Genomic DNA, 26,599 nt, shown 5'->3' on the forward strand with positions numbered 1-26,599 from the left:
ATAGGAGATACAATTACATGCCAAAGTTAGACCCAACCGTAAAAAACGTTGTAAACGAAACAATTGCCCCAATGGGTATTTCACAGATTAGATACTTTGCCCAAAAATTTGCTAAGATTCCTGGGTTGATCAAGTTGACCTTAGGAGAACCTGATTTCAATGTTCCAGAACACGTCAAACAAGCTGCCATCAAGAGTATTGAAGACAACGATTCGCACTATTCTGCACAAAGAGGAACCTTAGGATTACGTAAAGCTATTTCTGGATATCTGAATAAACGTTTCGACGTTAACTATGACCCAGAATCAGAAATTATTGTCACGATTGGTGGAACTGAGGCAATTTTCGTTTCATTAGCTGCAATCATTAACCCTGGCGACAAGGTTATTGTCCCAACACCTACATTTGCACTTTATATTCCAATCATCAAAGTACTTGGCGGAATTCCTGTTCAAGTTGACACTACACCAGATGGCTTCCAATTAACTGGTAAGAAGCTCCAAGAAGTTATCGACCGTGAGGGTGAAGATAAGGTCAAAGCTATGATTTTGAACTTCCCTGGAAATCCAACTGGATTTGAATACAGTAAGGATCAACTACAAGAGATCGTCGATGTGATCAAAGACAAGTCAATGTACATCATTACTGATGAGATTTATGCTGAATTAACCTATGGTGTAAAACATACTTCAATGACACAACTACTACCTGGAAAAACTATTTTAGTTAATGGTTTGTCAAAATCACATGCTATGACAGGATACAGAATTGGTTATGTTGCTGCACCTGCAGACTTCGTTGAAAATGCCGGAAAGATGCATGCCTATACTGTTACATGTCCATCAAACCCAGCTCAATACGCCGCTCAAGAAGCATTAACTAATGGTATCGATGACCCACTAGAAATGAGAGATATTTATCAAAAACGTCGTGATTATATCGTGGCTCAATTAAACGATATTGGTTATAAGACAATCATGCCACAAGGTGCTTTTTATACATTCTCAGAAATTCCAGCCGAATTTGGACTAAGTTCAGTTGAATTTGCTGAAAAATTAGCCGAAGAAGGTAAAGTCGGCGTTACTCCAGGCGTTGCCTTTGGCGAGGGTGGCGAAGGTCACTTCAGAATGTCTTATGCATCATCAATGGAAGATATCGAAGAAGCTATGAAACGTCTTCGTGTATTCACAGAAAACTTAAAAGCAGAAGTCTAAGACAAAAGTATAAATAAGGGATGAAAAAATATGAGTGAAGGTTTTGAGGTCGCAATATTAGGTGCTACTGGCGCCGTGGGAACACGTTTAATACAACAATTGGAACAATCAACTATTCCAGTATCAAAGATCAGATTATTGGCATCAAGTCGTTCAGCTGGTAAGACTCTTCAATTCAAGGGTCAAGATGTCACAGTTGAAGAAGCTAAGCCAGAATCATTTGAAGGAGTCGATATCGTTTTAGCATCAGCTGGTGGTAGCGTATCAAAGAAATTATTGCCAGAAGCTGTTAAGCGTGGTGCTGTCTGTGTCGACAATACTAGTGCATTTAGAATGGAACCAGATGTTCCGCTAGTAGTTCCAGAAGTTAATGAAAAAGCTTTGTACAAGCATCATGGAATCATTGCCAATCCAAATTGTTCAACGATTCAAATGATGGTTGCACTTGAACCAATCCGTAAGGAATTTGGTTTGAAGCAAATTATCGTTTCAACTTATCAAGCTGCATCAGGTGCTGGTCAATCAGCACTTAACGAATTAAAGGAACAAGCTCAAGAATTTCTTGATGGCAAGGATATGGAAGCTAATATTTTCCCAACAAAGGGTGATAAGAAGCATTATCCATTAGCATTTAACTTGTTGCCACAAATTGATGTTCTAGAGGACAATCTCTATTCTCATGAAGAGTGGAAGATGATCCACGAAACTAAGAAGATCATGTTAGATGACATGGATTCTCCTGATATCAAGGTCACGGCTACTTGTGTTCGTGTACCTGTTCCAATTAGTCATGGTGAGTCAATCTGGATCGATACTGTTGATCACGAAAATGCATCAGTTGACAAAATCAGAGAAGCTGTTGCTAACTTCCCAGGCGCTGTTCTGGAAGATGATCCTGCAAACCAAATTTATCCACAACCAATCAATGCGACAGGCAAGCGTGAAACATTTGTTGGACGTATTCGTCCTGACCTTGAAAACAAAGGTGCATTCAATCTTTGGGTAGTTTCAGATAACTTACTTAAAGGTGCAGCTTGGAATACTGTTCAAATCGCAGAACGCTTAGTTGCCGACGATTTAGTTCATGTAAATTAATACCACTTAAAAAATCGACTAACTCTATTTTGAGGATTAGTCGATTTTTTGAATTAGATTGATATAATGATGTCAGTAATTAAAATTTTTTTGTCGAGGGATGTTATGAGCAGTTCAGAATATTTTGAGATTCAAGAAGTTGATAGTTTCGGAAATGATAATCGCATGGACCCATACATGGCTATGGACCTTGAATTCACATTTGGCGTGATGGATACCGAAGAAAACTATGAAACTTTTCGTAAGCAATATGATAAATTAGATGATAAACGTTTTAAACGGATGATTTCTGACTCAGTCACAGTACCAATGAAGTCATTAGGAATGGATCCATGGTTTGATGATTACTTTTTAACCGTTAAGGATCAAATGACTTTGGATAACTTTAAGCAAAACGTTGACCAAGTGTTGAATTCACCATATGATGCTCCAACAAAATTAGTCGGTGAACAATTAATGGTTGCAATCGTTGAAGGCCTTCCAAGCGTCGGTCATGATGAATTTTTACAGACGAAAAACGCCATGGCACAATCTTCAGCCGATAAAGTATATCGCGTTTATGGAGTAGGGACAGTTGGCTTTAATTTCAGTGATTACGATATTGCATTGCAAGTAGCAGAAGCAATGTATAAAAAGGCTAGCGTGAAGTTAAACGACATCGTTCCAGAAATGAAAATCGAATCTAGCATGTTATTAGATTATCCATTGCATATTGTGACTTATGATCGTAATAAAGATGGAGATTATGAAGCAATCACGCCGATTCAAAAATTGGTTCCTAAAAAGGATCCTAGTGAGATCAAAGATTATAAGTAAATTGACAACCCAGATGGGTTGTTTTTTTGTTTTATCTATTGTTATTCACTTTAGCCCTTTCATAAAAATTATAATATGCTAATCTTAAATTAAAGAGAGGGGAGGGGCTTTTTATGAACTCTAATAGAATCAAACTTTATGGTACTTTGACTATTGGTGTGATTGCGTTTATTCTTCAATTTGCATTTCATCAGGCATTAGCAGCCCAATGGATTATTAGTATTTTAGGGACAATTTTAGCTCTGATCATGTTTATTGATATGATCAAAGTTTTAAAATCTGGTAATTTTGGAGTCGATTTATTGGCTATTACTGCCATCGTTGCAACGATTGCTCTCGGCGAATATTGGGCTGGTTGGATCGTGCTTCTGATGCTTACTGGTGGAGATACTTTGGAAGAATATGCAGCCAACAAAGCTAAGAGCGAACTCAAGTCATTGCTAGATAATTCTCCGTCTAAAGCACATGTCTATCAGGGGGAAAGTATCAAAGATGTTGATATTGAACATGTCAAGGTCGGCGACAAACTACTGATCAGACCAAAGGAACAAGTCCCAGTCGATGGTATTGTCTATGAGGGTAATTCAAGTGTTGACGAATCATCGCTGACAGGTGAGTCCGTTCCAGTAGATATTGAAAAAGGTTCACATGTTATGTCAGGATCCATCAACGGCGAAGTTCCCTTCAAGATCACAGCTGAAAAGATTGCTGCTGAAAGTGAGTATCAGGCCATTGTTAAATTGGTCAAGGAGTCTGAAACTAACCCCGCACGTTTTGTTAGATTAGCTGATCGTTACGCGGTTCCATTTACGATCATCGCTTATATCATTGCTGGATTGGCTTGGTATTTGTCTGGAGATCCGATAAGAATCGCTCAGGTACTAGTTGTTGCTTCGCCATGTCCATTGATTTTGGCAGCTCCAATAGCTTTCGTATCAGGAATGAGTCGTAGCAGTAGAAATGGCATCATCGTTAAATCAGGTACTGCACTTGAAAAAATTTCTTCGGCAAAAACAATGGCATTTGATAAAACCGGAACGATTACACGTGGTCATTTGGTAGTTCAAGATGTCAAAATCTCACCCGATTTTATGCCAGAAACAGTCTATCAGTATGCAGCTTCGATTGAACAAAATTCAAGCCACGTCATGGCTGAAGCAATTGTTGACTACGCTTTAGCTCAACAAATTGAAATGAAAGATGTGGATGACGTAAAGGAAATTACCGCTGAAGGTATCGTTGGGGTTATTGATGGTCATTACGTCAAAGTTGGTAACCCTGAATTCGTTACTAAATATCCAGTTGAAAAAGTCGAAGGATCATCAGTTTATGTTTCAATTGACGAGCGGTTTGCCGGCGTTTATAGTCTGGTCGATGAGATTCGTCCTGAAGCTAAAGAAACGATTGCACGTCTCAAAACATATGGATTCAACAACATCTTAATGATTACAGGCGACAAAAAAGAGACAACTGAAAAGGTTGCCTCCGAAGTGGGTATAACTAAAGCATATCCATCAAGTTTGCCTGCTGACAAAGTTAAAATTATTCAAACCTTGCCTAAAGAGTATCATCCTGCTGTCATGGTAGGAGATGGCGTTAACGACGCACCTGCCTTGGCATTAGCCGATGTCGGTATTGCTATGGGCTACAAAGGTGCCAATGCCGCTAGTGAATCGGCTGATGCGGTAGTTTTAAAAGATGATCTCGGTAAAGTTGCTGAAGTTGCCAAGATATCTGACGATACCTTAAAAGTTGCTAAGCAAGCTGTTTTAATAGGTATTTTGATCTGTATCATCTTGATGCTGATTGCTGGTTTTGGTTTAATTCCAACAATCATCGGTGCCATGCTTCAAGAGGTTGTCGATACTGTCACGATTCTTTACGCATTGCGTGCTAGAAGCGATAATCTGTGATTATTTCCAACCATAGGTTTCTAAATTCATATCACGTTTATACATTTTGGAAACGTAAGGATTTCCATCAACAATGAAACGCATCTTTTTATCAGTCCATTCGCCTTTATTGGGCACTCCAATTCTTGGAGTTTCCAATATATTTGCAGGTGTTTTGGACTTTTTTAATTCAAACTGGAAATTGGCACTATTGAGCATTGTCCCGGAAAGCTCCTTATCCATAATTCCAAATGCTCGGATCCATTTTGCAGGGCCGTTAGTAGTGTCAAAGTCAGTTTTCTTTCGATTCAGATCCATGATATCTTTACCGTCGATTGGTTCGATGCCACGAATAAGGACGCCGTTGGGCAGTCCTTTTTTTTGGATGCTGATATCCATATCCAACCAGCTGTGAATCGAATAAATATAAATTGTGCCACCTTGTTGGTAAAGTGGGTCATTAGCTTCTGAGTGTCTGCCACCATAACTGTGGGCGGCCATATCATCTGGTCCCAAATAAGCTTCGGTCTCAACGATTATTCCTGACAATAATCCTTGCTCTGAATGATAGGTTAGCTTATGTCCCAACATTTCTTTGGCAATTTGAATTGTTGAACCAGTTTGAAAAAAGTCGTTTGTGGTAGTAATTAAGTCAGTCAAAATAGGTACCTCGAAAAAAGTTTAGATATTTAGCAAAAATTACTTGCGTTGGTTCTCATACTTAATATATAATACTCTTTGTGCTTACGAAAGAAAGCAAATGACCCCTTGGTCAAGTGGTTAAGACACCGCCCTTTCACGGCGGTAACATGGGTTCAAATCCCGTAGGGGTCACTATTTGGAGGATTAGCTCAGCTGGGAGAGCATCTGCCTTACAAGCAGGAGGTCACAGGTTCGATCCCTGTATCCTCCACTAAATAGACAAGCTAGAAATCATCGATGATGGTTCCTAGCTTTTTTTCTGTCTCGAAAAGATTGTCTTTAGAAATCTGTTCATTAGTTGGAGATAACTGAACCGCGTTTACTTGATCGCAATTGATCAAAGAAAATGCGTAAAATGCTGTGATCAGTATTGCTAGTAAAATTAAGCCACTTCTGATAACTATTGTCATTTGAATATCTCCCAAGTTGATTTATTTTCAAATTTAGATTAACACCGTAATGAAAATTTTGAGTCAATTTTTTGTAAAATTTGTGTAAAAAAATCCAGACATTAGTTCAATACTAATTGTCTGGAAGAATTTAATTTAAATTATTAGCATGATATTTCCAATGAATCGATAGATAACGTCGGTCGTTGAAAATTTATTGAATACTTTTAGTAAGACCATTATCAAAGTAAAAGCGATAACCGCAATGGTTGCCAGCAAGTTGATATATCCTAAGAAGAATAGGACTACGGTAGCAATTGCGATTGCAATGATCTGAATGGCTGAGTTCATTTCGCCATCGAAGTAAGTGATCATGACTGCAGTGATGTTGATCAACAGCAGCGGAACTACAAAATTTATTGAGATAAAGTGTGAATAGTAGAAGAATATTGCAATCGAGACAAAACTTGGAACGATAAAATCGTTGATCAAAGTAGTCAGCATTGAATATTTTTGCGGAATGTAACGAGTTGAGAATAAAAAGGCGATTTGGGCAAATATCAAGATCATGACGAAAATATTCATCGACTTGAATCCAATTGCACAAATTAAAATGTAGATCACCGAATAGGTGATACTAAATAATATATTTGGCTTTAGCGGAAGCATGAATTCCTTATATAGTGCAACCATCGCTACTAGTGCTAATAAATAATAGTTGATCGAGTTATTAGGCAGATGATGAATTAACACGAATGCGACCGCGAAAACGTGAAAACTAACTAGTTCGATCAATGACTTGATCAAATTTTTGACTCTTGTGTGATCCATGTGTAGCTCCTTTACATATGAATTTATACTAATTGACTGTACGACAAATTTCAATTCAATCTTTTTATGAAAAAATCATTTTTTGTGGTAATCTAGTAAAAGGTTCCTGATGGGATCCTTTTTTGTTTAACAAAGGAGAGGCCCTGTAACCGAAAGGTGGAAAATTTATAATGTCAAAGAATTACTTATTTACATCCGAATCTGTTTCAGAAGGACATCCAGATAAAATTGCTGATCAAATTAGTGACGCAATCCTTGATGCCTTGCTTGAGCAAGATAAGAATGCGCGTGTTGCCTGTGAGACAACCGTAACAACTGGTTTGGTACTCGTAGTTGGTGAAATTTCAACAACAGCTTACGTAGACATCCAAAGCGTTGTTCGTAACACAATTAAAGAAATTGGATACGATGGTTCAAATCCAGGTTTCGACGGTGGAAGTTGTGCAGTTCTAGTAGCTCTAGACGAACAATCTCCCGATATCGCACAAGGTGTAGATGATGCCCTTGAAAAAAGAGAATCAGCTAAAGATGCTGATCCATTGGATCAAATTGGTGCTGGTGATCAAGGTTTCGTATTTGGTTTTGCCACAGACGAAACTAAAGAATACATGCCATTGCCAATCTCTTTAGCACATAAACTTATGCGTAAAACCGCTGAAGTACGTAAAGACGGAACGCTTGATTATTTAATGCCTGATGCTAAATCTCAAGTTACTGTTGAATACGACGAAAACGACAAACCAGTTCGTATCGACACGATCGTTTTAAGTACACAGCACAAAGAAGAAGCAACACTTGATCAGATTCAAAAAGATATCAAGAAATATGTTATTGATGCAGTAGTTCCATCAAACATGATTGATGATAAAACGAAGTATTTGATCAATCCAACTGGTCGTTTCGTAATTGGTGGACCAGAAGGAGATTCAGGACTTACTGGTAGAAAGGTTATCGTTGATACTTATGGCGGATTTGCACGTCATGGTGGCGGTGCTTTTTCTGGTAAAGATGCTACTAAAGTTGACCGTTCAGCTAGTTATGCCGCTAGATATATTGCCAAGAACTTGGTTGCAGCAGGTATTGCTAAAAAGGTCGAAATTCAAATTGCTTATGCAATTGGTGTAGCACGTCCAGTATCAATTCACGTTGATACATTTGGTACTAGTGATTATAGCGAAGAGCAAATTGTTGCTTGCGTCAATAAGAACTTTGATCTTAGACCACTTGGTATCATTCAAATGTTAGATCTACAAAGACCTATCTACAAACAAACAGCGGCTTATGGCCACTTTGGACGTACAGATATTGATTTGCCTTGGGAACAATTAGATAAAGTTGATTCTATTAAAGAATTTTTATCAAAAGTTAAGGACTAATCAACGAGTACAGAGGCGTTCTTTAAAGTTTATACTTTAAAGGACGTCTTTTTTTATGGGGGAAATATGAACGAGAAACAAACACAGTCACATGTTGTAATTGTGACGATTGCGGTATTTATCGCAACATTTATGACCGCAATTGAGGGAACAATCGTATCAACTGCTATGCCAACTATCATTGGAAGTTTGCACGGCGTAAGTTTAATGAATTGGGTATTTTCAATTTATTTATTAATGACAGCTGTATCAACGCCAATTTATGGGAAATTATCAGACGTTGTCGGTCGAAAACCAGTCTTTTTATTCGGTTTAGGATTATTCGTCGTGGGTTCAGTTCTGTGCAGCATGTCTAATTCAATGCTGACTTTGATTTTGGCCCGGGTAGTCCAAGGATTGGGATCTGGTGCCATTCAGCCACTAACATTTACTATTATCGCCGACATTTATCCACTTGAAAAAAGAGCCAAGATCTTAGGTCTAAATGGTTCAGCCTGGGGAATTGCAGCTGTTATCGCACCACTTTTAGGTGGATTCATCGTTGAACAATTAAGCTGGCATTGGGTATTCTTGATCAACTTGCCAGTCGGTATCATCACAATGCTGCTGATTTGGATCTTCTTTAAAGAAAAACGCGAACAAGGACATAAAGTTAAAATTGATTATGTCGGAACTATGTTGCTGATCTTAGTTTTGTTACCAATCATGTTGGCATTGCAATATATCGGGACCGGTTCTCCATTGTTGCCGATTGGCTTGGTAGCAGTTTCGGTAATTTCGATTTTCATCTTCATTCATTTTGAGAGAAAAGTCAGCGACCCAATATTGCCGTTGCACCTGTTCTCAAACAAAACTTTTGTGATCCAAAATGTTATCGCATTGTTAGTCAGCGGTTTCTTGATTGGATTTGAAGCTTATATCCCAACTTGGATGCAAGGAATCTTAGGATTGAGCCCATCAATGGGTGGATTTGCTGTTACTCCTAGTTCAATCGTTTGGATCTTTGGATCATTCTGGGCTGGAAGTTTATTGAAAAAGTTTGCTCCAAATCGTGTGATTTACATTAGTTTGATCTTTTTAGCAACAGCTAACGTATTCTTACTGCTAGCGCATGTGGGAACGCCATTCTGGTACTTCTTAATGTTGGCAGCAATTGCCGGATGCGGTTTTGGTTTAACTATCACGACGACTACAGTAACTGCACAAACAGTCGTGCCTTCAGAGAATGTGGGTGTGGCCACCAGTTTTAATACCTTATTAAGAACTATTGGTATGTCCTTGATGGTTTCAGTAGATGGAATCATCTTGAACACTGCGTTAGCTAATGGTGCTGCTCAGAACAAAAAAATAACTGTCGATATGATGAACAAATTAATTGATCCTCAAACCGCCAGTCAATTGCCAACTGAGTTATTGCCAAAGATGAGAGAGATTCTTTTCTCTGGTCTGCACAATATTTATGTTGCCGGTGCAGTGTTGTTAGTTATCGCTTTGCTTTTGAATGCCTTTGAAATCAAGAACAAAGATATTCTTGGCTCTAAATAAAATTACTGTTGAAGTTAGTACGCTTCCTGCTAGCAAGTATCCGCCAACGATATCGCTTGGATAATGCACTCCGAGGTAGACACGACTGTATCCAATGATAATTATCAGTAAGATACCCAAAGTCGTGATCAATACTCTAGAACCAATTTTTTTAAATATAAAGAAACAAATTATTAATAACGGAATATAAAGGCTTAATGCAGATGAACTGTGTCCACTAGGGTAACTAAAGCTTCCTTCATACATATAATGATGGTGGCTGGGACGAGGGCGTCTGATTAAGTCTTTTATTATTGTGTTGATAATGACGACGACCAATTTATTTGCGGCTAAAAATATTGCTGCATAATAATATTTGAAATACGACAAAATAATCAAAATTACTAGCGTAATTATTACTGTCCAGAAAGTTCCGCCGACTTCAGTCAGAGTCCGAAAAACCAACAATGGAGTAGCAGTGTGGTTTTGATAGATCATGGCAATAAAGAACTTGTCGAACCCATGGATAAAATTAGCCTGAGTTGTTACAGCCCAGGACCATAATATAAATATTATTATCAAAATAATATTTGTGGTAGTCAGAAATTTAGAACTTTTCATTTATTTTTCCCTCTCTATTGTTTAAAAATTGTTTAAGAAATATAATAGTTTCATGAGTATTAAAGGGGTGTTGTTTATATGACAATTTCACGTAGTCAGCGCAAAGCTGAAGAGAACAAACTCTATCGTTCAAATTCGAAAAAACAAGCAAACGCCAACCTGAAAAAGAATGTCACCATCTTAGGTGCAGGTTTATTTTTCAGTGGGGTAGCTGCACAAACTAGTAATGCATTGGCAACACATCAAGCATTTGCCGATACATATGATAATTCAAATAATAATGATCAAAGCAATACCAACAATGCTGATGCTGTTGCGGCCACTAACACCGGCGTGGGGATGCTAACTCCTCGTGGTGTTGGCGACCAAAATTTCATTGACTATATTGGTAATTCTGCTCGCAAATTAGCTGGCAATAATGACTTATATGCATCCGTGATGATTGCTCAAGCCATGATCGAGAGTGGTTGGGGAACTAGTGGTTTAGCTAGTGCACCTAACTATAACTTGTTTGGTATCAAGGGTGCATATAAGGGCACTGCTGTGAACATGCCAACTCAAGAAGACGATGGTTCCGGCAGTCTTTATTCGATTCAATCAGATTTTAAGAAGTATCCTTCTTATAAAGAATCGCTCGAAGATTATGTTTCTTTACTCCGCGGTGGCGTTTCTGGAAACCCACAAATGTATGCCGGCACTTGGAAGAGCAATACTAGTTCATATAAAGATGCCACAGCATTCTTGACTGGTAAATATGCCACGGATACTACTTATGCAGATAAATTAAATAATATCATAGAAAAATATAATTTATCACGATTCGATCAACCTCAAGAATCTGATCAAAATGAAAATTATGTTTTTGCACAAGGAGACACTTTACAGTCTGTAGCTGATAAATTTAATATTCCTCTGGAAACATTAATGGAATTGAATGGTTTAAAGACTTCAAGCTATGTTTATCCAGGTAAGTCATTGATCGTAAATCAAGTTATCGGAACTCCGACTGCATCTGTTAATGATCCTGTCGCAATGGGCAACAAAACTGCTGCCGATGCTTCAAGCAGTGATTCTTCTGATGATGTTTATGGAAATCAACAAGCACCGGTCATTGTTCAAGACGAAACTAACGGAGTTAAGAAGTATGACAAGTCACAATCAACTGCTCAAGTTGCAGTTAATGTTTCAAGCGATACTTCTAATGGACAAGCTAATTCAAGTAACAGTGCAACTGTAAACTCTGGCAGTCAACAAGATCAATCGGCACAAACACAGAGTGCAAGTTCTCAAGACAACACTGTAACAGTTAAAAATGGCGATACTTTAGATGGAATTGCACGTCAATTAGGTGTATCTGTTTCTGATTTAAAACAAGCAAATAATCTCAATTCAGATTTATTGGTTGTCGGACAGCAATTAAAGTTGTAATATATATGCAATGGAAATAGTAGATTTATTTTAATTTTTTTCAGAAAGTGCATGGTCGTTGTGAATGCATAAATTAAATAAATTGAACTCGTCCACCAAGTTTGACCGCTGAACTAACAGTAAGCAGTCACATCTTATCCTTGTTACGGATATCGAGAGTCATGTAGTCTGTCTACATGGAACTTAGGTGGTACCGCGATAATTCGTCCTATGATTAGTTTATTAATCATAGGACTTTTTTTATGGAGGAAAGAATATGTCATACAATCACAATGTCGTTGAGAAAAAATGGCAAAAGTACTGGAAAGAAAATCAAACTTTTAAGACTGGTACTGACAAGAACAAGAAGAACTTTTACGCTTTGGATATGTTCCCATATCCATCTGGACAAGGACTCCACGTTGGACATCCAGAAGGATATACAGCTACTGATATCGTAGCCAGAATGAAACGTATGCAAGGATATAATGTTTTGCATCCAATGGGCTTTGATGCCTTTGGTTTACCAGCAGAACAATATGCTTTAGACACTGGTCATAACCCAGCTGAATTCACTGAAAAAAATATCAATAACTTTAAACGTCAAATCAATTCACTCGGTTTTTCATACGATTGGGACCGTGAAGTGCAAACTACAGATCCTAAGTTCTACAAGTGGACACAGTGGATCTTTGAACAAATGTACAAAAAGGGTTTGGCATATGAAGCCAAAGTTCCAGTTAACTGGAGTCCGGATTTAGGTACAGTTGTTGCAAACGAAGAGGTCATTGATGGAAAAACTGAACGTGGTGGCTATCCAGTTTATCGTAAGCCAATGCGTCAGTGGATGTTGAAGATCACTGCTTATGCTGATCGTCTTTTGGATGATTTGGACTTGATCGACTGGCCTGAATCAATCAAGGAAATGCAACGTAACTGGATTGGACGTTCTGTGGGTGCAGAAATTGACTTCCCAGTAGCTGATACATCAGAAACAGTGCAAGTATTCTCAACCCGTCCAGACACGATCTACGGTGCAACTTATATGGTTTTGGCACCAGAACATGACTTAGTTGAAAAAATCGTTACTCCTGAACAAAAAGCTGAAGTTGAAGCTTATAAAGCTAAAATTGCTAGCAAGTCAGATCTTGAAAGAACTGATTTGAACAAGGATAAAACAGGTGCCTTTACTGGTGCTTATGCTGTTAACCCAGTTAATGGCAAGAAGATTCCAATCTGGATCTCTGACTATGTATTGAGTACTTATGGATTTGGTGCCGTCATGGCCGTTCCTGCTCATGATGATCGTGATTATGAGTTTGCTAAGAAATTTGACTTGCCAATCGTTCAAGTACTTGAAGGTGGAAACATTGATGATGCAGCCTTCACTGGCGATGGCGTTCATATTAATTCTGAATTCTTGGATGGAATGGGTAAAGAAGAGGCTATCGATAAGATGGTTCAATACCTTGAAGACAAGGGTATCGGTAAAAAGAAAGTTAACTACAAACTTCGTGACTGGTTATTCTCACGTCAACGTTACTGGGGTGAACCAATTCCTGTCATTCATTGGGAAGACGGCGAAACAACTCTAGTTCCAGAAGATGAGTTACCTTTGGAATTGCCAGCTGATAGCAATATTGAACCTTCAGGAACACCTGAAAGTCCACTTGCTAACCTGACTGATTGGGTAAACGTCGTTGATAAGAATGGCCGTAAAGGACGTCGTGAAACTAATACTATGCCACAATGGGCAGGTAGTTCTTGGTATTACTTAAGATACATTGATCCACATAATGATAAACAATTGGCTGACTACGACTTATTGAAACAATGGTTGCCAGTTGATCTTTATATTGGTGGGGCTGAACACGCTGTTCTTCACTTATTGTATGCTCGTTTCTGGCACAAAGTTCTTTATGACTTGGGAGTTGTGCCTACTAAAGAACCATTCCAAAAACTATATAACCAAGGTATGATCTTGGGTGATAACCATGAAAAGATGTCTAAGTCAAAGGGTAATGTTGTTAACCCTGATGATGTTGTTGAATCATACGGCGCCGACACATTAAGACTTTACGAAATGTTCATGGGACCTTTGGATGCATCTATTTCATGGTCTGAAGATGGTTTGGCAGGAGCTAACAAGTTCTTGGAACGTGTTTGGAGATTATTCATCAATAACGATGACGAAAACACTGTTAAATCTGACTACTTGACTGATAAAAATGATGGCAAGCTCGATAAGGTTTACAACGAAACAGTCAAGAAGGTCACTGAAGATTATGATTCATTGCACTTCAACACTGCCATTTCACAAATGATGGTCTTTGCTAATGAAGCTAACAAGGTTGATACAATGCCTAAAGAATATGCTGAAGGTTTTGTTAAGATGTTGGCTCCAATTGCACCACATATGATGGAAGAATTATGGAGCAAGTTTGGTCATGATGAATCGATCACTTATGCTAAATGGCCTGAATTTGATGAAAGTAAATTAGTATCTGATACTGTTGAGATGATCATTCAAGTTAATGGTCGTTTACGTGATAAATTATCAATGCCAGTTGATACTGATAAGGAAAAGGTCAAAGAAATTGCTTTGAGCGATGAAAAAGTTCAAAAATTCCTTGATGGCAAAGATGTTGTGAAGGTAATTGTCGTTCCTAACAAGATTGTTAATATTGTAGTAAAATAAATGAAAAAGCTAAGACTCGGTCTTAGCTTTTTTGATAAAAATTATTATATGGTTACTTTGATTTAGTTGATTTTTTCAAGAATAAAGAGTATTTTTAAGTTTCCGAGATTACAAGTTTGCTATAATGGAACAGATAGTTTTTAAGGTGGTGCTAGTATTTGAGCAAGGATAATCAAAGTTCAGAAGAAGCGATCCCGAGATTGGATCCGGAATCTTCTAGCCAAGATACGATGTTAAAAGGCTCAGTTTGGATGACAGCTGGTAGTATTTTTTCACGTGTGCTTGGGGCTATATATATTATTCCTTGGATGGCCTGGATGGGTTCTTCATATCCTTCTGCCAATGCTTTGTTTGCCAAGGGCTACAATATTTACAGCTTGTTTTTAATTATTTCTACTGCCGGGATACCCGGTGCTATTTCCAAACAAATTTCTCACTATAATGCCTTGGACGAATATGCAACAGGTAATAGTTTATTCAAACAAGGCTTAAAGATCATGGCGTTGATGGGAATAATTTTTGGAGCGATCATGTTCTTTGGTGCTTCATTTATTGCATTTCTATTCACTGACAGCGATCCTAACAGTATTCCGGTTATCAAATCATTAGGAGTGGCTGTTTTAGTAATTCCAATCCTCAGTATTTTAAGAGGTTACTTGCAAGGTTATTCTGATATGGCACCTTCCGCTATATCACAATTAGTTGAACAAATTGCTAGAGTTATTTATATGCTGCTCGCGACTTATTTGATCATGCAAGTTCAAAAGGGAAGTTACGTTGATGCTGTTACTCAATCGACTTTTGCTGCCTTTATCGGTGCAATCTTTGCCATTGCAATTTTATTGATCTACATATTTAGAAAATTGCCAAAGTTACGCGAGTTATCTAGAAATGGTAAACCGGCCTCAACTTTGGATAAAAACTTTGCTCGAGAAATATTCGAGCAGGCATTTCCATTTATCATCATGGATGCCGGTATCACATTCTTTAATCTCTTTGACCAGTCAACATTCCAACAATTTATGTTGATGTTCGTAAAAGCTTCAAAGGTCCAATTGGATAACTACTATTCATTATTTGGATTCCAAGCTAATAAGCTGATCATGATCATTGTTTCGCTATCGACAGCAATGGCAGTTACTGCGGTGCCAATCTTATCAGGGTTGTTTGCTAAGGGCGATAAACATGATATCGAAAAACAAATTGCAAATACGATCGAATTGTTCTTCTTTATCATGATTCCTTCAGCATTAGGGATGTACGCCGTAGCACAACCACTGTGGACGACTTTCTATCGCTATGATGCCTTAGGTATCTCAATGCTGCAGTTCTCGTCGATCATGTCGATTTTGTTGGGATTGTTCACAGTTCTATCTGCTGTTCTCCAAGCCTTGTATCGCAATAGACTTGCAATCAGATACTTGGTGATTGGATTCATCGTTAAAGTTCTGATTCAAGTTCCAATGATCGGTATGTTCCATGAATACGGTCCGTTAGTTGCGACAAGTATCAGTATGGCAGTGATCTGCTGGTTGATGCTTAGAAAACTTTATGAGATCTATCCATTTAATATTGAACGAACAGAAAATCGCATCAGTGGAATCATCATTTTTTCAGTGGCGATGTTCATCGTTGTAGCAATTATTAATTGGATTGTTTTCCGATTTGTCGGAAATTCAGACAGAATCGTTAGTTTATTCGTCCTGATCATCGAAGCAATCATCGGTGCTGGAGTCTTCGGTTACTTAGTCTTAAAGACTAAGTTGGCTGATAAGATCCTTGGTTCCAGAGTTGCTCGAATCAGACGGTTAGTAAAAATTAAATAATACAAAAAAGAGAGTGCGACAGAACATGTTCAGCTCCCGAGCATTAATGTAGAAGAGGCCCTAATTCGTATTTTGAATTAGGGCCTCTTTGAAATTAAGCGGAAGGAGCTATGTTTTGTTGCACGTTTATGCCGCATGGGAGTACAAAATAGCAGTTATGTCACAGCTTATTTTACTTTGTTGCGATTTTTTGCATTGTTTTTGGTAATTCCTGAATTAGTTGTTCAGGTAGAATGACGTAATTTTTCTTGAACAATTTATCAGCCACATAGCTGTGTAGGAATAGGGCAGCTTCAACTGTATCTTGTGAGAAATCGAATTGGCCGACAAAGGCTGCAATGATCCCAGTTAAGGTATCGCCCATGCCACCAGTGGCCATCCCAGCATTTCCAGCTGTGATTTGACTGATGCTGCCTTCATAATAAATTTCTGATAAATGTTTTTTAATGATCAGAAGTGCATTGGGTGCAAGTGAATGCAACATCCGTTGATTGTTTTCGGGTGTTTGATCTTTGATAGTTAGATCAGACAGACGGTTCCATTCTCCTTGGTGGGGAGTTAGGACAACATTGGCAGATATCTTTGAGATATCGATATTTTGTTCAGCAATTAAAGTTAATGCAGAGGCATCAAAAATGATGGTCTGACTTTGATTGGTATGATCGATGACTAATTGGACCAATGAATTTGCAGTCGAAGAGGTACCAAGACCAGGACCAATCACAATCACATCTGACTGCTTGATCGAATCTAGCGTGTCCATTAAATTACTGTAATCAATTGTCATAGCTTCGGGTAGTCGAGAATTGATGGCAGCAAATTTTTCTGGAACTGTGGCTACAGTGACTAGTCCCGCACCAGCGTACACAGCTGCACTGGCGGACATAATAGCTGCTCCGCCAAAATGAGTTGAACCGGCAATAATCAAAATTTTTCCAAAATTACCTTTGTATGAGATAGGGTCACGTGGTTTGATAACTTGTGTTAAGATTGATTTATCAATTTTTTGCATTACATATCCTCATTTTTATGGTATCGTTTTAAGGTAAGCATAACACATTATTGCTTTGCTGCTGTGGCGGAATTGGCAGACGCGCAGCGTTCAGGTCGCTGTATGGGTTTCCATGTGCAAGTTCGACTCTTGTCAGCAGCACTAAATCAAAGAGTTTCTCAAGTCATTGATTGGCTTAAGGAACTCTTTTTTACTTCTTTTTAAGATTTTTAACTAATATTTTGGCGACTGCCTTTGGTGAAAAAGGATTTTGACCGGTAATAAATTGCCCATCTTGGATAGCATATTCTGAGTAAGCCCGCTTTTTTTCAAAAATTGCTCCATGCTCTTTAGCAATATTTTCGTTTAAAAATGGTACACGATTTCTCTTGCCACTTAAAATTTCTTCGCTGTTTGTAAAACCGGTAATGTGTTTACCTTTGATCATCCACTCGTCATTCCAATCCTTCATGTACAAAAGAGCGGAAATTCCGTGGCAAACTGAAGTCAAATAGCCCTCATTATTGAAAATATCTAAACTTATTTTATGAAGGATTTCATTATGAGGGAAGTCCCACATGACACCGTGTCCGCCAGTAAAATAAATCGCACAATAGTTCGCTGATTTGATTTCATTTGCCTTCATTGATCTGGCCAAAGCAAAGGTCCTGAAGTCTTCAGAATTATACATTTCTAAATCCTCTGTAGACGCGTATTTAATGCTACGTGGGTCGATTGGAACATATCCACCATTTGGGCTGACGTAATCGACATCGAAACCAGCTTTATTGACCTCGCGGACAAATTCAGTTGCTTCGCCAAGCCAAAGTCCAGTGGCCTCTTTTCGTTTGCCATACTGTGCATAGTTAGTTAAAACTACTAATATTTTTTTCATAAGTGTCTCCCCGTATAAATCTATTTATATTTTAAACGAGTCAAAACCTTATGTAAAAAATATCTTTATTCATTAAATTGATTTTTTTGCCAAACCATTTGAATCTCTGGTTCTCCAGTATTACTGTCGATTCCATCTGATGATTTGGTAAATCCCTGAGCTAGATAGAATTCAATTGCCGATTGGTTTTTTCCATAAACCGACAAATTTAGTACTGAATGAGTGGCTTTTGCATGTTCGATCAGAGATTTACCAAATCCTTGATGCAGGTGATTGCTTTCAACAAAGATTCCTTCGATGTAATTTTTATCCAATCCCATGAATCCCACGATATTATCATTATCGTAGGCAGTGATTATGTCAGCTTCAGCTAATTGCTGCAAGACCATCGGATAATTTTTTTCCCAATAAGATCTTGGAATAAAATCATGGGCTTCAATGTTGCTAGTTAGCCAAATATTGGAAATACGATTTAATTCGGCACTAGTTGGTTTAGTTAATTGTTTGATCATATTGATCCCTCCAAATTAAGTATAGAGTTTCAATATTGGAATATACAGTTTGACGACACAAAAAAAGTTCTCTTTTGGCGAAGAGAACTATAGACGCATAGGGGGGATTCATATTAATTCCGTAATGTGAGGGAGAAACATTCTCAATGAAACTTTGGGTAATGTAGGGGGTTACCCGCTAAACCGGCGTGGCTTCCGGTTCCATTTCTTGAGAACACATTTATAATAACGCGAAAGACATGGTATATAATTTTATCTTTAAACAAAAATATTTATAGAAACTGACTTATATTTAAAACATGCCATTAAATCAGCGTTGAATTTAATCAATAAAAAATCAACAATCGCTGAATGCAATTGTTGATTATTAATTATCTATTTATCGGAAACAATATCGTCGATATTTAATCCCATGGCTTTAGCGACACCTGTTCCGTAATCTTTATCAGCACCGTACATTTGAGTAATCTCAAGTTTGGTGATTTCATCGCTATTTGCAGCAGTTAAACCGCTGGCAACATTTCCAATCAAACGTTCTTTTTCATCGTCAGAAAATAGTCGATATAAATCTCCAGCTTGGGTCGTATTATCAACTTTATAAGAGTATGGCTGATTGCCGATAATTCCCTCAGCTTGGACAGGTGCTACGGAAGCTGTGTGATCTTCTTTTGGACCGTCAAAACTATTTGGTTCATAATTTCCTTCTGATCCTTGGTTGTCAGCTTTCATGTAGCCATCACGCTCGTAATTGTGGACTTCGTTCAATGGACGGTTGACAGGTAAGTCTTCAAAGTTAACGCCTAGACGATATCTTTGCGTATCTTTATATGAGAACAAACGACCTTGCAATAGTTTATCTGGTGATGGTTCGATCCCAGGGACAAAGTTAGCAGGTGAAAAAGCAGCCTCTTCAATATCAGTAAAGTTGTTAGTTGGGTTTTCATTTAAGGTCAATTTACCAACTTTGATCAGTGGGTAGTCTTTGTGAGAAACAACTTTGGTTACATCGAAGATATCCCATTTATAAGTTAAACCTTCGGCATATGGCAAAATTTGAACGTACATTGTCCATGAAGGATAGTTCTTTTGTTCGATTGCATCAAAGAGATCGTTTTGTAAAAAGTCGGTGTCTTCTGAACTCATTTGTGCAGCAGCCTCATTAGACATGTTTTTGACTCCTTGATCGGAGATCAAATGGTATTTGATCCAGAATTGCTCGCCGTCTTTGTTGACCCATTTAAAAGTATGAGAGCCGTAACCGTTCATTTCGCGATAGGAAGCGGGAAGTCCACGGTCGCCCATCAAATAAGTAACTTGATGAAGTGATTCTGGTGAATGTGACCAGAAGTCCCATTGCATTTTTTGCGAACGGCGATTTGTTTTAGGGTCACGTTTTTGTGAATGAATAAAATCAGGGAATTTCAGTGGATCATGAACGAAAAAAACCGGTGTATTATTGCCAACAATATCGTAGTTTCCTTCTTGAGTATAAAATTTGGCTGAGAATCCTCTAACATCACGGTAAGTGTCAGGATAGCCTTTTTCACCAGCCACTTGAGAAAATCTCATTAGGATGGGTGTTTCTTTGCCAACGCCATTGAATAGGTCGGCCTTAGTATATTTGCTCATGTCGTTTTCTAAGACAAATACACCTTTAGCACCAGCACCTTTAGCATGAACGACTCTTTCAGGGATTCGTTCACGGTCAAAGTGAGCTAATTTTTCCAATAAATCGTAGTCTTGCATTAAGACTGGTCCACGTGCACCAGCTGTTTGAGAATTTTGGTTGTCTGCCCAAGGTTGTCCAGTTGCAGTAGTCAATTTTTTACTCATATATACATACCTTCTTCTACAAAATGATTTATTATCTGATAATTGAAAATTGGTACATCTATATCATTAGGTTATTTGGGGAAATAGTCAACGTATCTGCCTAAAAAAAAACTGCTGAAAAAATTTCAGCAGTTTGATCAATATTAAAAGATTGTGGGTACGAGTCCACCGTCTAAGCGTAAGGCTTCACCAGAGAATGAAGATGCATCTGGGCTAGCGACAAATGCAACGAAACGTCCAATTTCTTCTGGGCGGATCAAACGTTGAATCTGTGAACGAGAACGATGATTCTTCATAAAGTCAGCTTCCCATTGATCCTTTGGTATATCGCTATCTTTGTACATTTCATCGATCATGTCTTGAACGCCTTCAGTTAGAGTTGAACCAGGCATGACTGTGTTAACAGTCACATGAGTTGCGACAGTCAACTTAGATAAGCTTTTTGCCAATGATAAGTTCATTGATTTTGTCATACTGTATTGTGGCATTTCACCTGATGGCATCACAGCTTCTTCGCTAGCAATAAAGATGATTCTTCCAAAATCATCAGCTAACATTTTGGGAAGATAAAATTTTGCCAAGGCGTTTCCAGATAAAACATTTACCTTGAAAAATTTCTCCCAGATATCGTCATCGATGTCCCAATATTCCATTGGTTGAAAAATCCCCATGTTGTTAACTAGGATATCTACTTTGGGAAAATCATTAAATAATTTTTTACGACCAGCTTCTTTGGAAATATCAGCAGCTGCTGCTTGTGGGTTAGTGTTAGGGAACTTGGCTTTGATCTCAGCAACGACCTTGTCGACATCCTCTTGTTTACGACCATTAATGATCACGTCGGAACCTTCTTGCGCCATTTGTATGGCGATAGCTTTACCAATTCCTTTAGTAGAACCAGTTATCAGAGCTAATTTATGAGTTAAATGTAAATCCATTTTGAACCTCCCAAAAATTAATTATTATCTTAACTATATACCCGGCGTGATTAAAAAAATAGTAGGCACTTTTAGGTGCGTATTGGAATTTGGTTAAAAAAATCAAAATTTATTATGATATTTTCTTGTAAAATAAATTATCACCTGATAATCAACCTCAATCCGGTTGTGTAATATGTAACTAGTCATATAATTATAATTGTAATTGGAAGAAGGGGGGAGAAAATGAAAATTACGAAAAGAATAATTAGTATTGCAATTGCTATATTTGGTCTTTTCATATTGGTCACGACTGCTAAGTCTAATACTGCTTGTGCGGCAACTAACTACACTAGTAGCGATATGATAACCAGTGGATCGATCATTGACCAGGATAAGACTTATAGCATGAACAGTACTGTCGGCATTCAATACGAATACGATACGACGGGATTAGATCTTCAAAATGGCGATACATTGACTATTGATGTTCCAGAGCCTTTGAAAGTATCCAATCCTGGCGAATCGTTTAATATCACTGATGATGCCGGCAATACAATTGGAACTGCTGTATTAAACAGCAATAATCAAATTGTTGTGACTTTCACTGACGTTGAAAATCTTCACGACGTGAAGGGAAGTTTAACAGTTAATAGTGGTGTCACTGTTGACCGTAATAAGGCAGAAGTCGGCTCGCAAAACGTTGAATTTCCTATCAAAGATGGTCAAGTTCAAGATAGTAATTTAACGACTAAGTTAAGTACTAGCGAGGCCAACATTTCCAAAAAAGGTGTCCTTGGAAAAGACGAAAATGGCGATGCTGTCGTTACTTGGACGATTCTAGCTAACAGAAATGAGTTGAATTTAAACAATTTAAATATTTCTGATACTATCACTGATCCCAATCTGGAGTATATTCCAGGTTCAGTGATCGTCTATGAGGCAAGTTGGAAGGACCGCGATAGTGGGACTTATTCCCGTGACAAGGTCGTATCTTCTGGCAACTACACTCTTAACGAGCACAGCAATGGCTTTGATCTGACAATTCCAAAGGCCCAAGATCAAATGTACGCTATCAAATTCCAAACTAAGTTAACAGATGATAGTCAAGCTAGTGATGGAACAGTCTTTAGAAACGATGCCTCAATGGATGCTACTTTAGCTGGAAACGGCTCAGGTGGCTCAGCCATTGAAAATTCCGCTAGTGCTAAAGTTGTTGGAAAAGACAATTCTGGTAACGGTAGTGGGAATGTATTAGGTGGAGTACTTTTGACCAAAGAGGATGAAAGTTCTAATGAAGTCCTACCTGGCGCAGTTTATTCCTTGTATAAAGTTGGCTCTGATACACCGATCAAGACTGGCTTAACGACTGACGAGAATGGACAGATCAACGTTGGTAATTTAGCAGCGGGAGATTATTACTTCAAAGAAACGCAAGCTCCTGAAGGCTATCAACCTAACGATAATGAAGTTCCATTTACGATCACCGGACAAACGACTACTCCAGTTCAAGTAACACCCAAAGATGAACCAAAGGCTGAAGAACTAGGCTCAGTCGTCATTGAAAAAATCGATTCTGAGACTGGCTACAAACTAGCTGGTGCGGAATTTGATGTTGTTAATTCTGATGGTGAAGTCGTTGGACATATTACGACTGATCGACTAGGAATTGGTCACTTATATAATTTGCCAATTGGCGAATATACATCAAAGGAGACCAAAGCCCCCGATGGTTATATGTTAGGCAATGATATTAACTTTAGTATTACGGCTAATAATTTAACTCCGGCATTGATCTCGATTGAAAATGAGAAGATCATCGGTATCGATGGCGACTACTCAGCATTCTTGCAGAAATTTGATACAGATCGTCCCCAAATTGGCGTACCTGGGGCAGAATATACTCTGTATGATGAGAATGGCGATGTAGTGACAACTGCCCTAACAAATGAGTACGGTGTATTAAGGGTCGATAATTTGAAACCTGGCAAATATTATTTCCAAGAAACTACTGCACCAAATGGTTTTGATATCAATCCTGAAAAAATCTCATTTGAGATAACTGACAGTGACGTTAGTTTAGGCCAATTAACTACCTCTGACAGCGAAACAGAAACTGGTGGAGAAGTTCCAGATCCAGAACCAACGCCAAATCCTGATCCGGATCCAGATCCAAATCCAACACCAGATCCAGACCCAGAACCTACACCTGATCCAGATCCTGAACCAGGCACTGACGTCGATGGAAATGGTGGAAACGAAGGCTCAACTTCTGTTGACCCAGATCCTGGTAATAATGGAGGATTGATAACAGATCCTTCAACGTCAACATCTGATAACAATTCTTCAGATCCAGCTAGTGTTGTCGATCCCGACAACAGCGTGCTTCCACAGACTGGAAATGATAATAATGTTTTGTTAATGATGATTGGTTTTGCCATGTTGCTGCTTCTAAGCGGTCTGGCTTATGATGTAAAAATAAAGCACTAAGAGACACAAAAATCCTGTCGTGATTAATTTGATTAATCAGACAGGATTTTTAATTTTCATTTTTTAGAAAACGCCAAATAGCTTTTTGTTTTTTTTTAAAACTTGAAAATCATCAGTATCAACATCGATCAAAGTTATAATATCAGCATGATTGAGAGTGGGAATAACGTAATTTGAGCAGGGAACCTTTTGATTAGTTGATTGCAGATTAATAATTTTTTCAGCAATCTTTTGTCTGGCCAATTCCATACCAGACGACACATCAGAAGCATGGATTGAGCAGTTGAAATCAGGAATGTTGATGTAATAGGGGTAATATTCTCGTTTGTATTTGGTCATAATGATTGGATAAACAGCCTTCATAATAGACCTCCTAAAATTCTATTCTTAGTGGTTATCGATATTTTAATAATACGATGAATTTCAGGATAATTATTACTCTTTTTTAAGAAAATAATTTAAAATAAATGAAAATTAAAAATCCAATCACAGAAAAATTAATATCTCTGCGATTGGATTTTTATTGTGCGCTTAATTCGTCCATTGCGGTAACTAAACGATCGACTTCATCATGACTATGTAAAAATACGCCACTAGCCAAGGGATGACCGCCACCACCGAACCTTTCAGCAACAGGGTTGATGGCGATATCCTTAGATCTTAAATTAACCCTGAAACGGTCTTGTTCCTTTTCACTAATAACTGCCCAAGTCCTGACATCTGTGATCGTTCCAATCAATGGGACAACGTTGTCGATCTCGCCAGGGCGCAAGTTAAAAATATCTAAGGTCATTTTATCGATCAGTACATAGGCGAAACCGGAATCTAACAATGTGAAATTTTCCAGGATATAAGCTTCTAATCTAGCAACGTCTAATGACATGCCATCTTCTTTATGACCAATTGCGGACAGGTCGATTCCGGTATCTGCCAACTTGGCGGCGATTGCTAAGGATCTTGCATTGGTATCTGCATATAAGAAGCGGTTAGTGTCGCCAATAATGCCGGCGTATAATTTTTCAGCAATTTCTTTAGTTAGATTCAATTCAGGCGCTGAGTCGATCAATTCAAAAATCATTTCTGAACAACTAGAATAAGTTGTGTCGACCCAGCTGATATCTCCGTAATCATCAACATCGGGATGATGGTCGATTTTAATAATTTTTTTAGCAGCTTGATAATTATTTGGATCGTCGATCCGGATAGTATTTGCGGTATCGACTACGATGATCAAAGCATCTTTATACAAAGCTTGATCAAGATGTTCCATCTTACCGATCCAGTTCAAAATGGGGATATCAGACCCAACTGCAAAAACTTTTTTATCGGGATAAGCTGCTTGAATCGCCAATTTAAGACCTATTTCAGACCCAATAGCATCAGGATCCGGATTTTTATGTCGAGCAATGATAATAGTTTGATTATTTTTAATTTCTGTCAAAATTTCATTGTTCATGGAGTTGCTCCTTAATGATTCAGATTTGAGAGGAAATCGTTAACCTTTTCTTTATAATGATTCTTCTGATTGATTTTTTCCAGTGTTAATTTGTCGTGCGTCGACGTGATACAGTGGTCAGTAGCTTTTTATATAAACTAAGGTAGGGATGGCCAAGTGTTTTGGCATGGGATAATTCTGTATTGAGATCATATGGTACTTTGCGGAAGTTGATATTGTCGATATTTTCGCCAGAAATAGTTAGAAGCAGGTAGCTGGCATCTCGGTCATGCATAAATTTTTTGCGAGTGTACCAAGGTTGGCCAACAGAACCAGGATTAAATATCATTTGACCAATCGTAGTGTAACGCCAAACTGGAGTATGCGTATGACCATAAATAGCGACATCCATATCTTCTCCAATATTTAACTCATTGAAACTTGCTTCGTCGCCATAGGGGAACAATGTGCCACCGTGATTGCTATTCGGCAAATTATGTGTCAACGAAAAAATTAAACCTTGTTCAACTTTTTTACCAGTCATGGGAAGATTTTGAATTTGCTTGCGACGGTTTGGACTAAAATTTTCTTGGTCGTATCTAACTAAATTAGCGAAGTAGACGTTAGTAGGGTTATCGAAATCAACTTGGTCGCCATCGTTCATAATTTTATTATAAACTGATTCCCAATTTCCCAATAGATATTGAGTCGTGTTGACTTCTTCCAACATCTGAAAACATTCCTCAGTTGATGATCCGCCGAAGCCGATATCTCCAATCGACCATATTTCTGTCGCATTATTTTTTTCAGCGTCTTGTAAAACAGCTTTTAAGGCAGTAGCATTACCGTGGCTGTCAGCGACAACAGCGATAGTTTTCGTCATTTGTATTACTCCTCATAAAAAAATTGTATCAACGATTATTTGTGAATTGATTATTTAATTAAAGTTTAGAACACTAAATAACAAAAACATAGTTAAATTCAGATAAAAATAATTACGTGGGGCTATTTTAAAATGGCAAAATTGAGAAATTTTTTGGATCCGAGAAATTTGATTTACAAAATGATCAAATTAGCTTAATAGTTGATAACTATAGGGGAATAGTATTTTTCACGATGTTCAAATATATATTAG

General features: G+C 38.0%; 22 protein-coding genes, 3 tRNA genes, 1 riboswitch and 1 other annotated feature. Of the genes, 13 read left to right on the forward strand and 12 right to left on the reverse strand.

From position 1 onward, the window contains the following. Nucleotides 1-17 precede the first annotated feature (17 nt). The 4 genes from LKF16_RS00070 to LKF16_RS00085 all read left to right on the forward strand — a co-directional run bounded on the left by LKF16_RS00070 (nucleotide 18) and on the right by LKF16_RS00085 (nucleotide 5,038). Nucleotides 18-1,214, forward strand: a complete 1,197-nt coding sequence (locus tag LKF16_RS00070) for an aminotransferase class I/II-fold pyridoxal phosphate-dependent enzyme (RefSeq protein ID WP_291471762.1) — start codon at nucleotides 18-20, stop codon at nucleotides 1,212-1,214. 30 nt (nucleotides 1,215-1,244) lie between these two features. Beyond that, on the forward strand, nucleotides 1,245-2,309 hold the full coding sequence (locus tag LKF16_RS00075; RefSeq protein ID WP_291471764.1) for an aspartate-semialdehyde dehydrogenase: 1,065 nt from the start codon (nucleotides 1,245-1,247) through the stop codon (nucleotides 2,307-2,309). A gap of 105 nt (nucleotides 2,310-2,414) precedes the next feature. Then, nucleotides 2,415-3,125, forward strand: coding sequence for a hypothetical protein (locus tag LKF16_RS00080; RefSeq protein ID WP_291471765.1), 711 nt, complete (start codon nucleotides 2,415-2,417; stop codon nucleotides 3,123-3,125). Between the two features lie 113 nt (nucleotides 3,126-3,238). Then, the gene (locus LKF16_RS00085) at nucleotides 3,239-5,038 is read left to right on the forward strand and encodes a heavy metal translocating P-type ATPase (RefSeq protein ID WP_291471766.1); all 1,800 of its coding nucleotides are present in this window, start codon (nucleotides 3,239-3,241) and stop codon (nucleotides 5,036-5,038) included. Here the strand turns inward: LKF16_RS00085 and LKF16_RS00090 are convergent, their stop codons facing one another. Beyond that, the gene (locus LKF16_RS00090) at nucleotides 5,039-5,677 is read right to left on the reverse strand and encodes a DNA-3-methyladenine glycosylase (protein WP_291471767.1); all 639 of its coding nucleotides are present in this window, start codon (nucleotides 5,675-5,677) and stop codon (nucleotides 5,039-5,041) included. It lies immediately after the preceding gene. A 102-nt stretch (nucleotides 5,678-5,779) separates the two neighbouring features. On the opposite strand from LKF16_RS00090, the gene LKF16_RS00095 reads away from it, so the two are divergent. Continuing rightward, a tRNA-Glu gene (locus LKF16_RS00095) sits at nucleotides 5,780-5,851 on the forward strand. 6 nt (nucleotides 5,852-5,857) lie between these two features. Beyond that, nucleotides 5,858-5,930, forward strand: a tRNA-Val gene (locus tag LKF16_RS00100). A gap of 13 nt (nucleotides 5,931-5,943) precedes the next feature. On the opposite strand, the gene LKF16_RS00105 is transcribed toward LKF16_RS00100, so the two are convergent. Next, complete coding sequence (locus tag LKF16_RS00105; protein WP_291471769.1) at nucleotides 5,944-6,129, reverse strand: hypothetical protein; 186 nt, start codon at nucleotides 6,127-6,129, stop codon at nucleotides 5,944-5,946. A 135-nt stretch (nucleotides 6,130-6,264) separates the two neighbouring features. Further along, nucleotides 6,265-6,939 (reverse strand): hypothetical protein, encoded by a 675-nt coding sequence (locus tag LKF16_RS00110; protein WP_291471771.1) that lies wholly within the window; start codon nucleotides 6,937-6,939, stop codon nucleotides 6,265-6,267. 90 nt (nucleotides 6,940-7,029) lie between these two features. Then, nucleotides 7,030-7,112: riboswitch (SMK box riboswitch) on the forward strand. Between LKF16_RS00110 and metK the strand changes: the two genes are divergently transcribed. Together metK and LKF16_RS00120 are read left to right on the forward strand one after the other, a co-directional pair. Further along, complete coding sequence (metK, locus tag LKF16_RS00115; RefSeq protein ID WP_291471773.1) at nucleotides 7,110-8,315, forward strand: methionine adenosyltransferase; 1,206 nt, start codon at nucleotides 7,110-7,112, stop codon at nucleotides 8,313-8,315. It overlaps the preceding riboswitch by 3 nt. Nucleotides 8,316-8,381: 66 nt before the next feature. Continuing rightward, a complete protein-coding gene (locus LKF16_RS00120; protein WP_291471775.1) occupies nucleotides 8,382-9,860 on the forward strand; it encodes an MDR family MFS transporter in 1,479 nt (492 codons plus the stop codon). On the opposite strand, the gene LKF16_RS00125 is transcribed toward LKF16_RS00120, so the two are convergent. Continuing rightward, nucleotides 9,795-10,460, reverse strand: coding sequence for a phosphatase PAP2 family protein (locus LKF16_RS00125; RefSeq protein WP_291471777.1), 666 nt, complete (start codon nucleotides 10,458-10,460; stop codon nucleotides 9,795-9,797). The two genes, LKF16_RS00120 and LKF16_RS00125, sit on opposite strands and share 66 nt — an antisense overlap. Before the next feature lie 78 nt (nucleotides 10,461-10,538). Between LKF16_RS00125 and LKF16_RS00130 the strand changes: the two genes are divergently transcribed. From LKF16_RS00130 to LKF16_RS00140, 3 genes are all read left to right on the forward strand, one after another. Further along, complete coding sequence (locus tag LKF16_RS00130) at nucleotides 10,539-11,888, forward strand: glucosaminidase domain-containing protein (RefSeq protein WP_291471779.1); 1,350 nt, start codon at nucleotides 10,539-10,541, stop codon at nucleotides 11,886-11,888. Beyond that, nucleotides 11,886-12,102: a binding site (T-box leader), on the forward strand. It overlaps the preceding gene by 3 nt. A 42-nt stretch (nucleotides 12,103-12,144) precedes the next feature. After that, a complete protein-coding gene (gene leuS / locus LKF16_RS00135) occupies nucleotides 12,145-14,565 on the forward strand; it encodes a leucine--tRNA ligase (protein ID WP_291471781.1) in 2,421 nt (806 codons plus the stop codon). 230 nt (nucleotides 14,566-14,795) lie between these two features. Further along, entirely contained in the window at nucleotides 14,796-16,391 is a 1,596-nt protein-coding gene (locus LKF16_RS00140) for a putative polysaccharide biosynthesis protein (RefSeq protein WP_291472176.1), read from the forward strand. A gap of 172 nt (nucleotides 16,392-16,563) precedes the next feature. On the opposite strand, the gene LKF16_RS00145 is transcribed toward LKF16_RS00140, so the two are convergent. Further along, complete coding sequence (locus LKF16_RS00145; protein ID WP_291471783.1) at nucleotides 16,564-17,403, reverse strand: NAD(P)H-hydrate dehydratase; 840 nt, start codon at nucleotides 17,401-17,403, stop codon at nucleotides 16,564-16,566. Between the two features lie 57 nt (nucleotides 17,404-17,460). Between LKF16_RS00145 and LKF16_RS00150 the strand changes: the two genes are divergently transcribed. Continuing rightward, a tRNA-Leu gene (locus LKF16_RS00150) sits at nucleotides 17,461-17,544 on the forward strand. Between the two features lie 49 nt (nucleotides 17,545-17,593). Here the strand turns inward: LKF16_RS00150 and LKF16_RS00155 are convergent. The 4 genes from LKF16_RS00155 to LKF16_RS00170 all read right to left on the reverse strand — a co-directional run bounded on the left by LKF16_RS00155 (nucleotide 17,594) and on the right by LKF16_RS00170 (nucleotide 21,560). Further along, nucleotides 17,594-18,277, reverse strand: a complete 684-nt coding sequence (locus LKF16_RS00155) for a type 1 glutamine amidotransferase domain-containing protein (protein ID WP_291471784.1) — start codon at nucleotides 18,275-18,277, stop codon at nucleotides 17,594-17,596. 65 nt (nucleotides 18,278-18,342) lie between these two features. After that, a complete protein-coding gene (locus LKF16_RS00160; protein ID WP_291471785.1) occupies nucleotides 18,343-18,789 on the reverse strand; it encodes a GNAT family N-acetyltransferase in 447 nt (148 codons plus the stop codon). Between the two features lie 375 nt (nucleotides 18,790-19,164). Further along, complete coding sequence (locus LKF16_RS00165; RefSeq protein ID WP_291471787.1) at nucleotides 19,165-20,622, reverse strand: catalase; 1,458 nt, start codon at nucleotides 20,620-20,622, stop codon at nucleotides 19,165-19,167. A 143-nt stretch (nucleotides 20,623-20,765) separates the two neighbouring features. Then, nucleotides 20,766-21,560: an SDR family NAD(P)-dependent oxidoreductase gene (locus LKF16_RS00170; RefSeq protein ID WP_291471789.1), complete on the reverse strand. Its 795-nt coding sequence runs from the start codon at nucleotides 21,558-21,560 to the stop codon at nucleotides 20,766-20,768. Nucleotides 21,561-21,785: 225 nt separating this feature from the next. Between LKF16_RS00170 and LKF16_RS00175 the strand changes: the two genes are divergently transcribed. Then, the gene (locus LKF16_RS00175; RefSeq protein ID WP_291471791.1) at nucleotides 21,786-24,029 is read left to right on the forward strand and encodes an LPXTG cell wall anchor domain-containing protein; all 2,244 of its coding nucleotides are present in this window, start codon (nucleotides 21,786-21,788) and stop codon (nucleotides 24,027-24,029) included. Nucleotides 24,030-24,092: 63 nt separating this feature from the next. Here LKF16_RS00175 and LKF16_RS00180 read toward each other — a convergent pair whose 3' ends face one another. From LKF16_RS00180 to LKF16_RS00190, 3 genes are all read right to left on the reverse strand, one after another. Continuing rightward, nucleotides 24,093-24,392 carry a hypothetical protein gene (locus LKF16_RS00180; protein ID WP_291471793.1) on the reverse strand — a complete coding sequence of 100 codons (300 nt, stop codon included), beginning with the start codon at nucleotides 24,390-24,392 and terminating at the stop codon, nucleotides 24,093-24,095. A 157-nt stretch (nucleotides 24,393-24,549) separates the two neighbouring features. Continuing rightward, nucleotides 24,550-25,485: a DHH family phosphoesterase gene (locus LKF16_RS00185; RefSeq protein ID WP_291471794.1), complete on the reverse strand. Its 936-nt coding sequence runs from the start codon at nucleotides 25,483-25,485 to the stop codon at nucleotides 24,550-24,552. An 85-nt stretch (nucleotides 25,486-25,570) separates the two neighbouring features. Next, on the reverse strand, nucleotides 25,571-26,347 hold the full coding sequence (locus LKF16_RS00190) for a metallophosphoesterase family protein (RefSeq protein ID WP_291471796.1): 777 nt from the start codon (nucleotides 26,345-26,347) through the stop codon (nucleotides 25,571-25,573). Nucleotides 26,348-26,599 lie beyond the last annotated feature (252 nt).

Source organism: Companilactobacillus sp. (assembly GCF_022484265.1).
GTDB lineage: Bacteria > Bacillota > Bacilli > Lactobacillales > Lactobacillaceae > Companilactobacillus.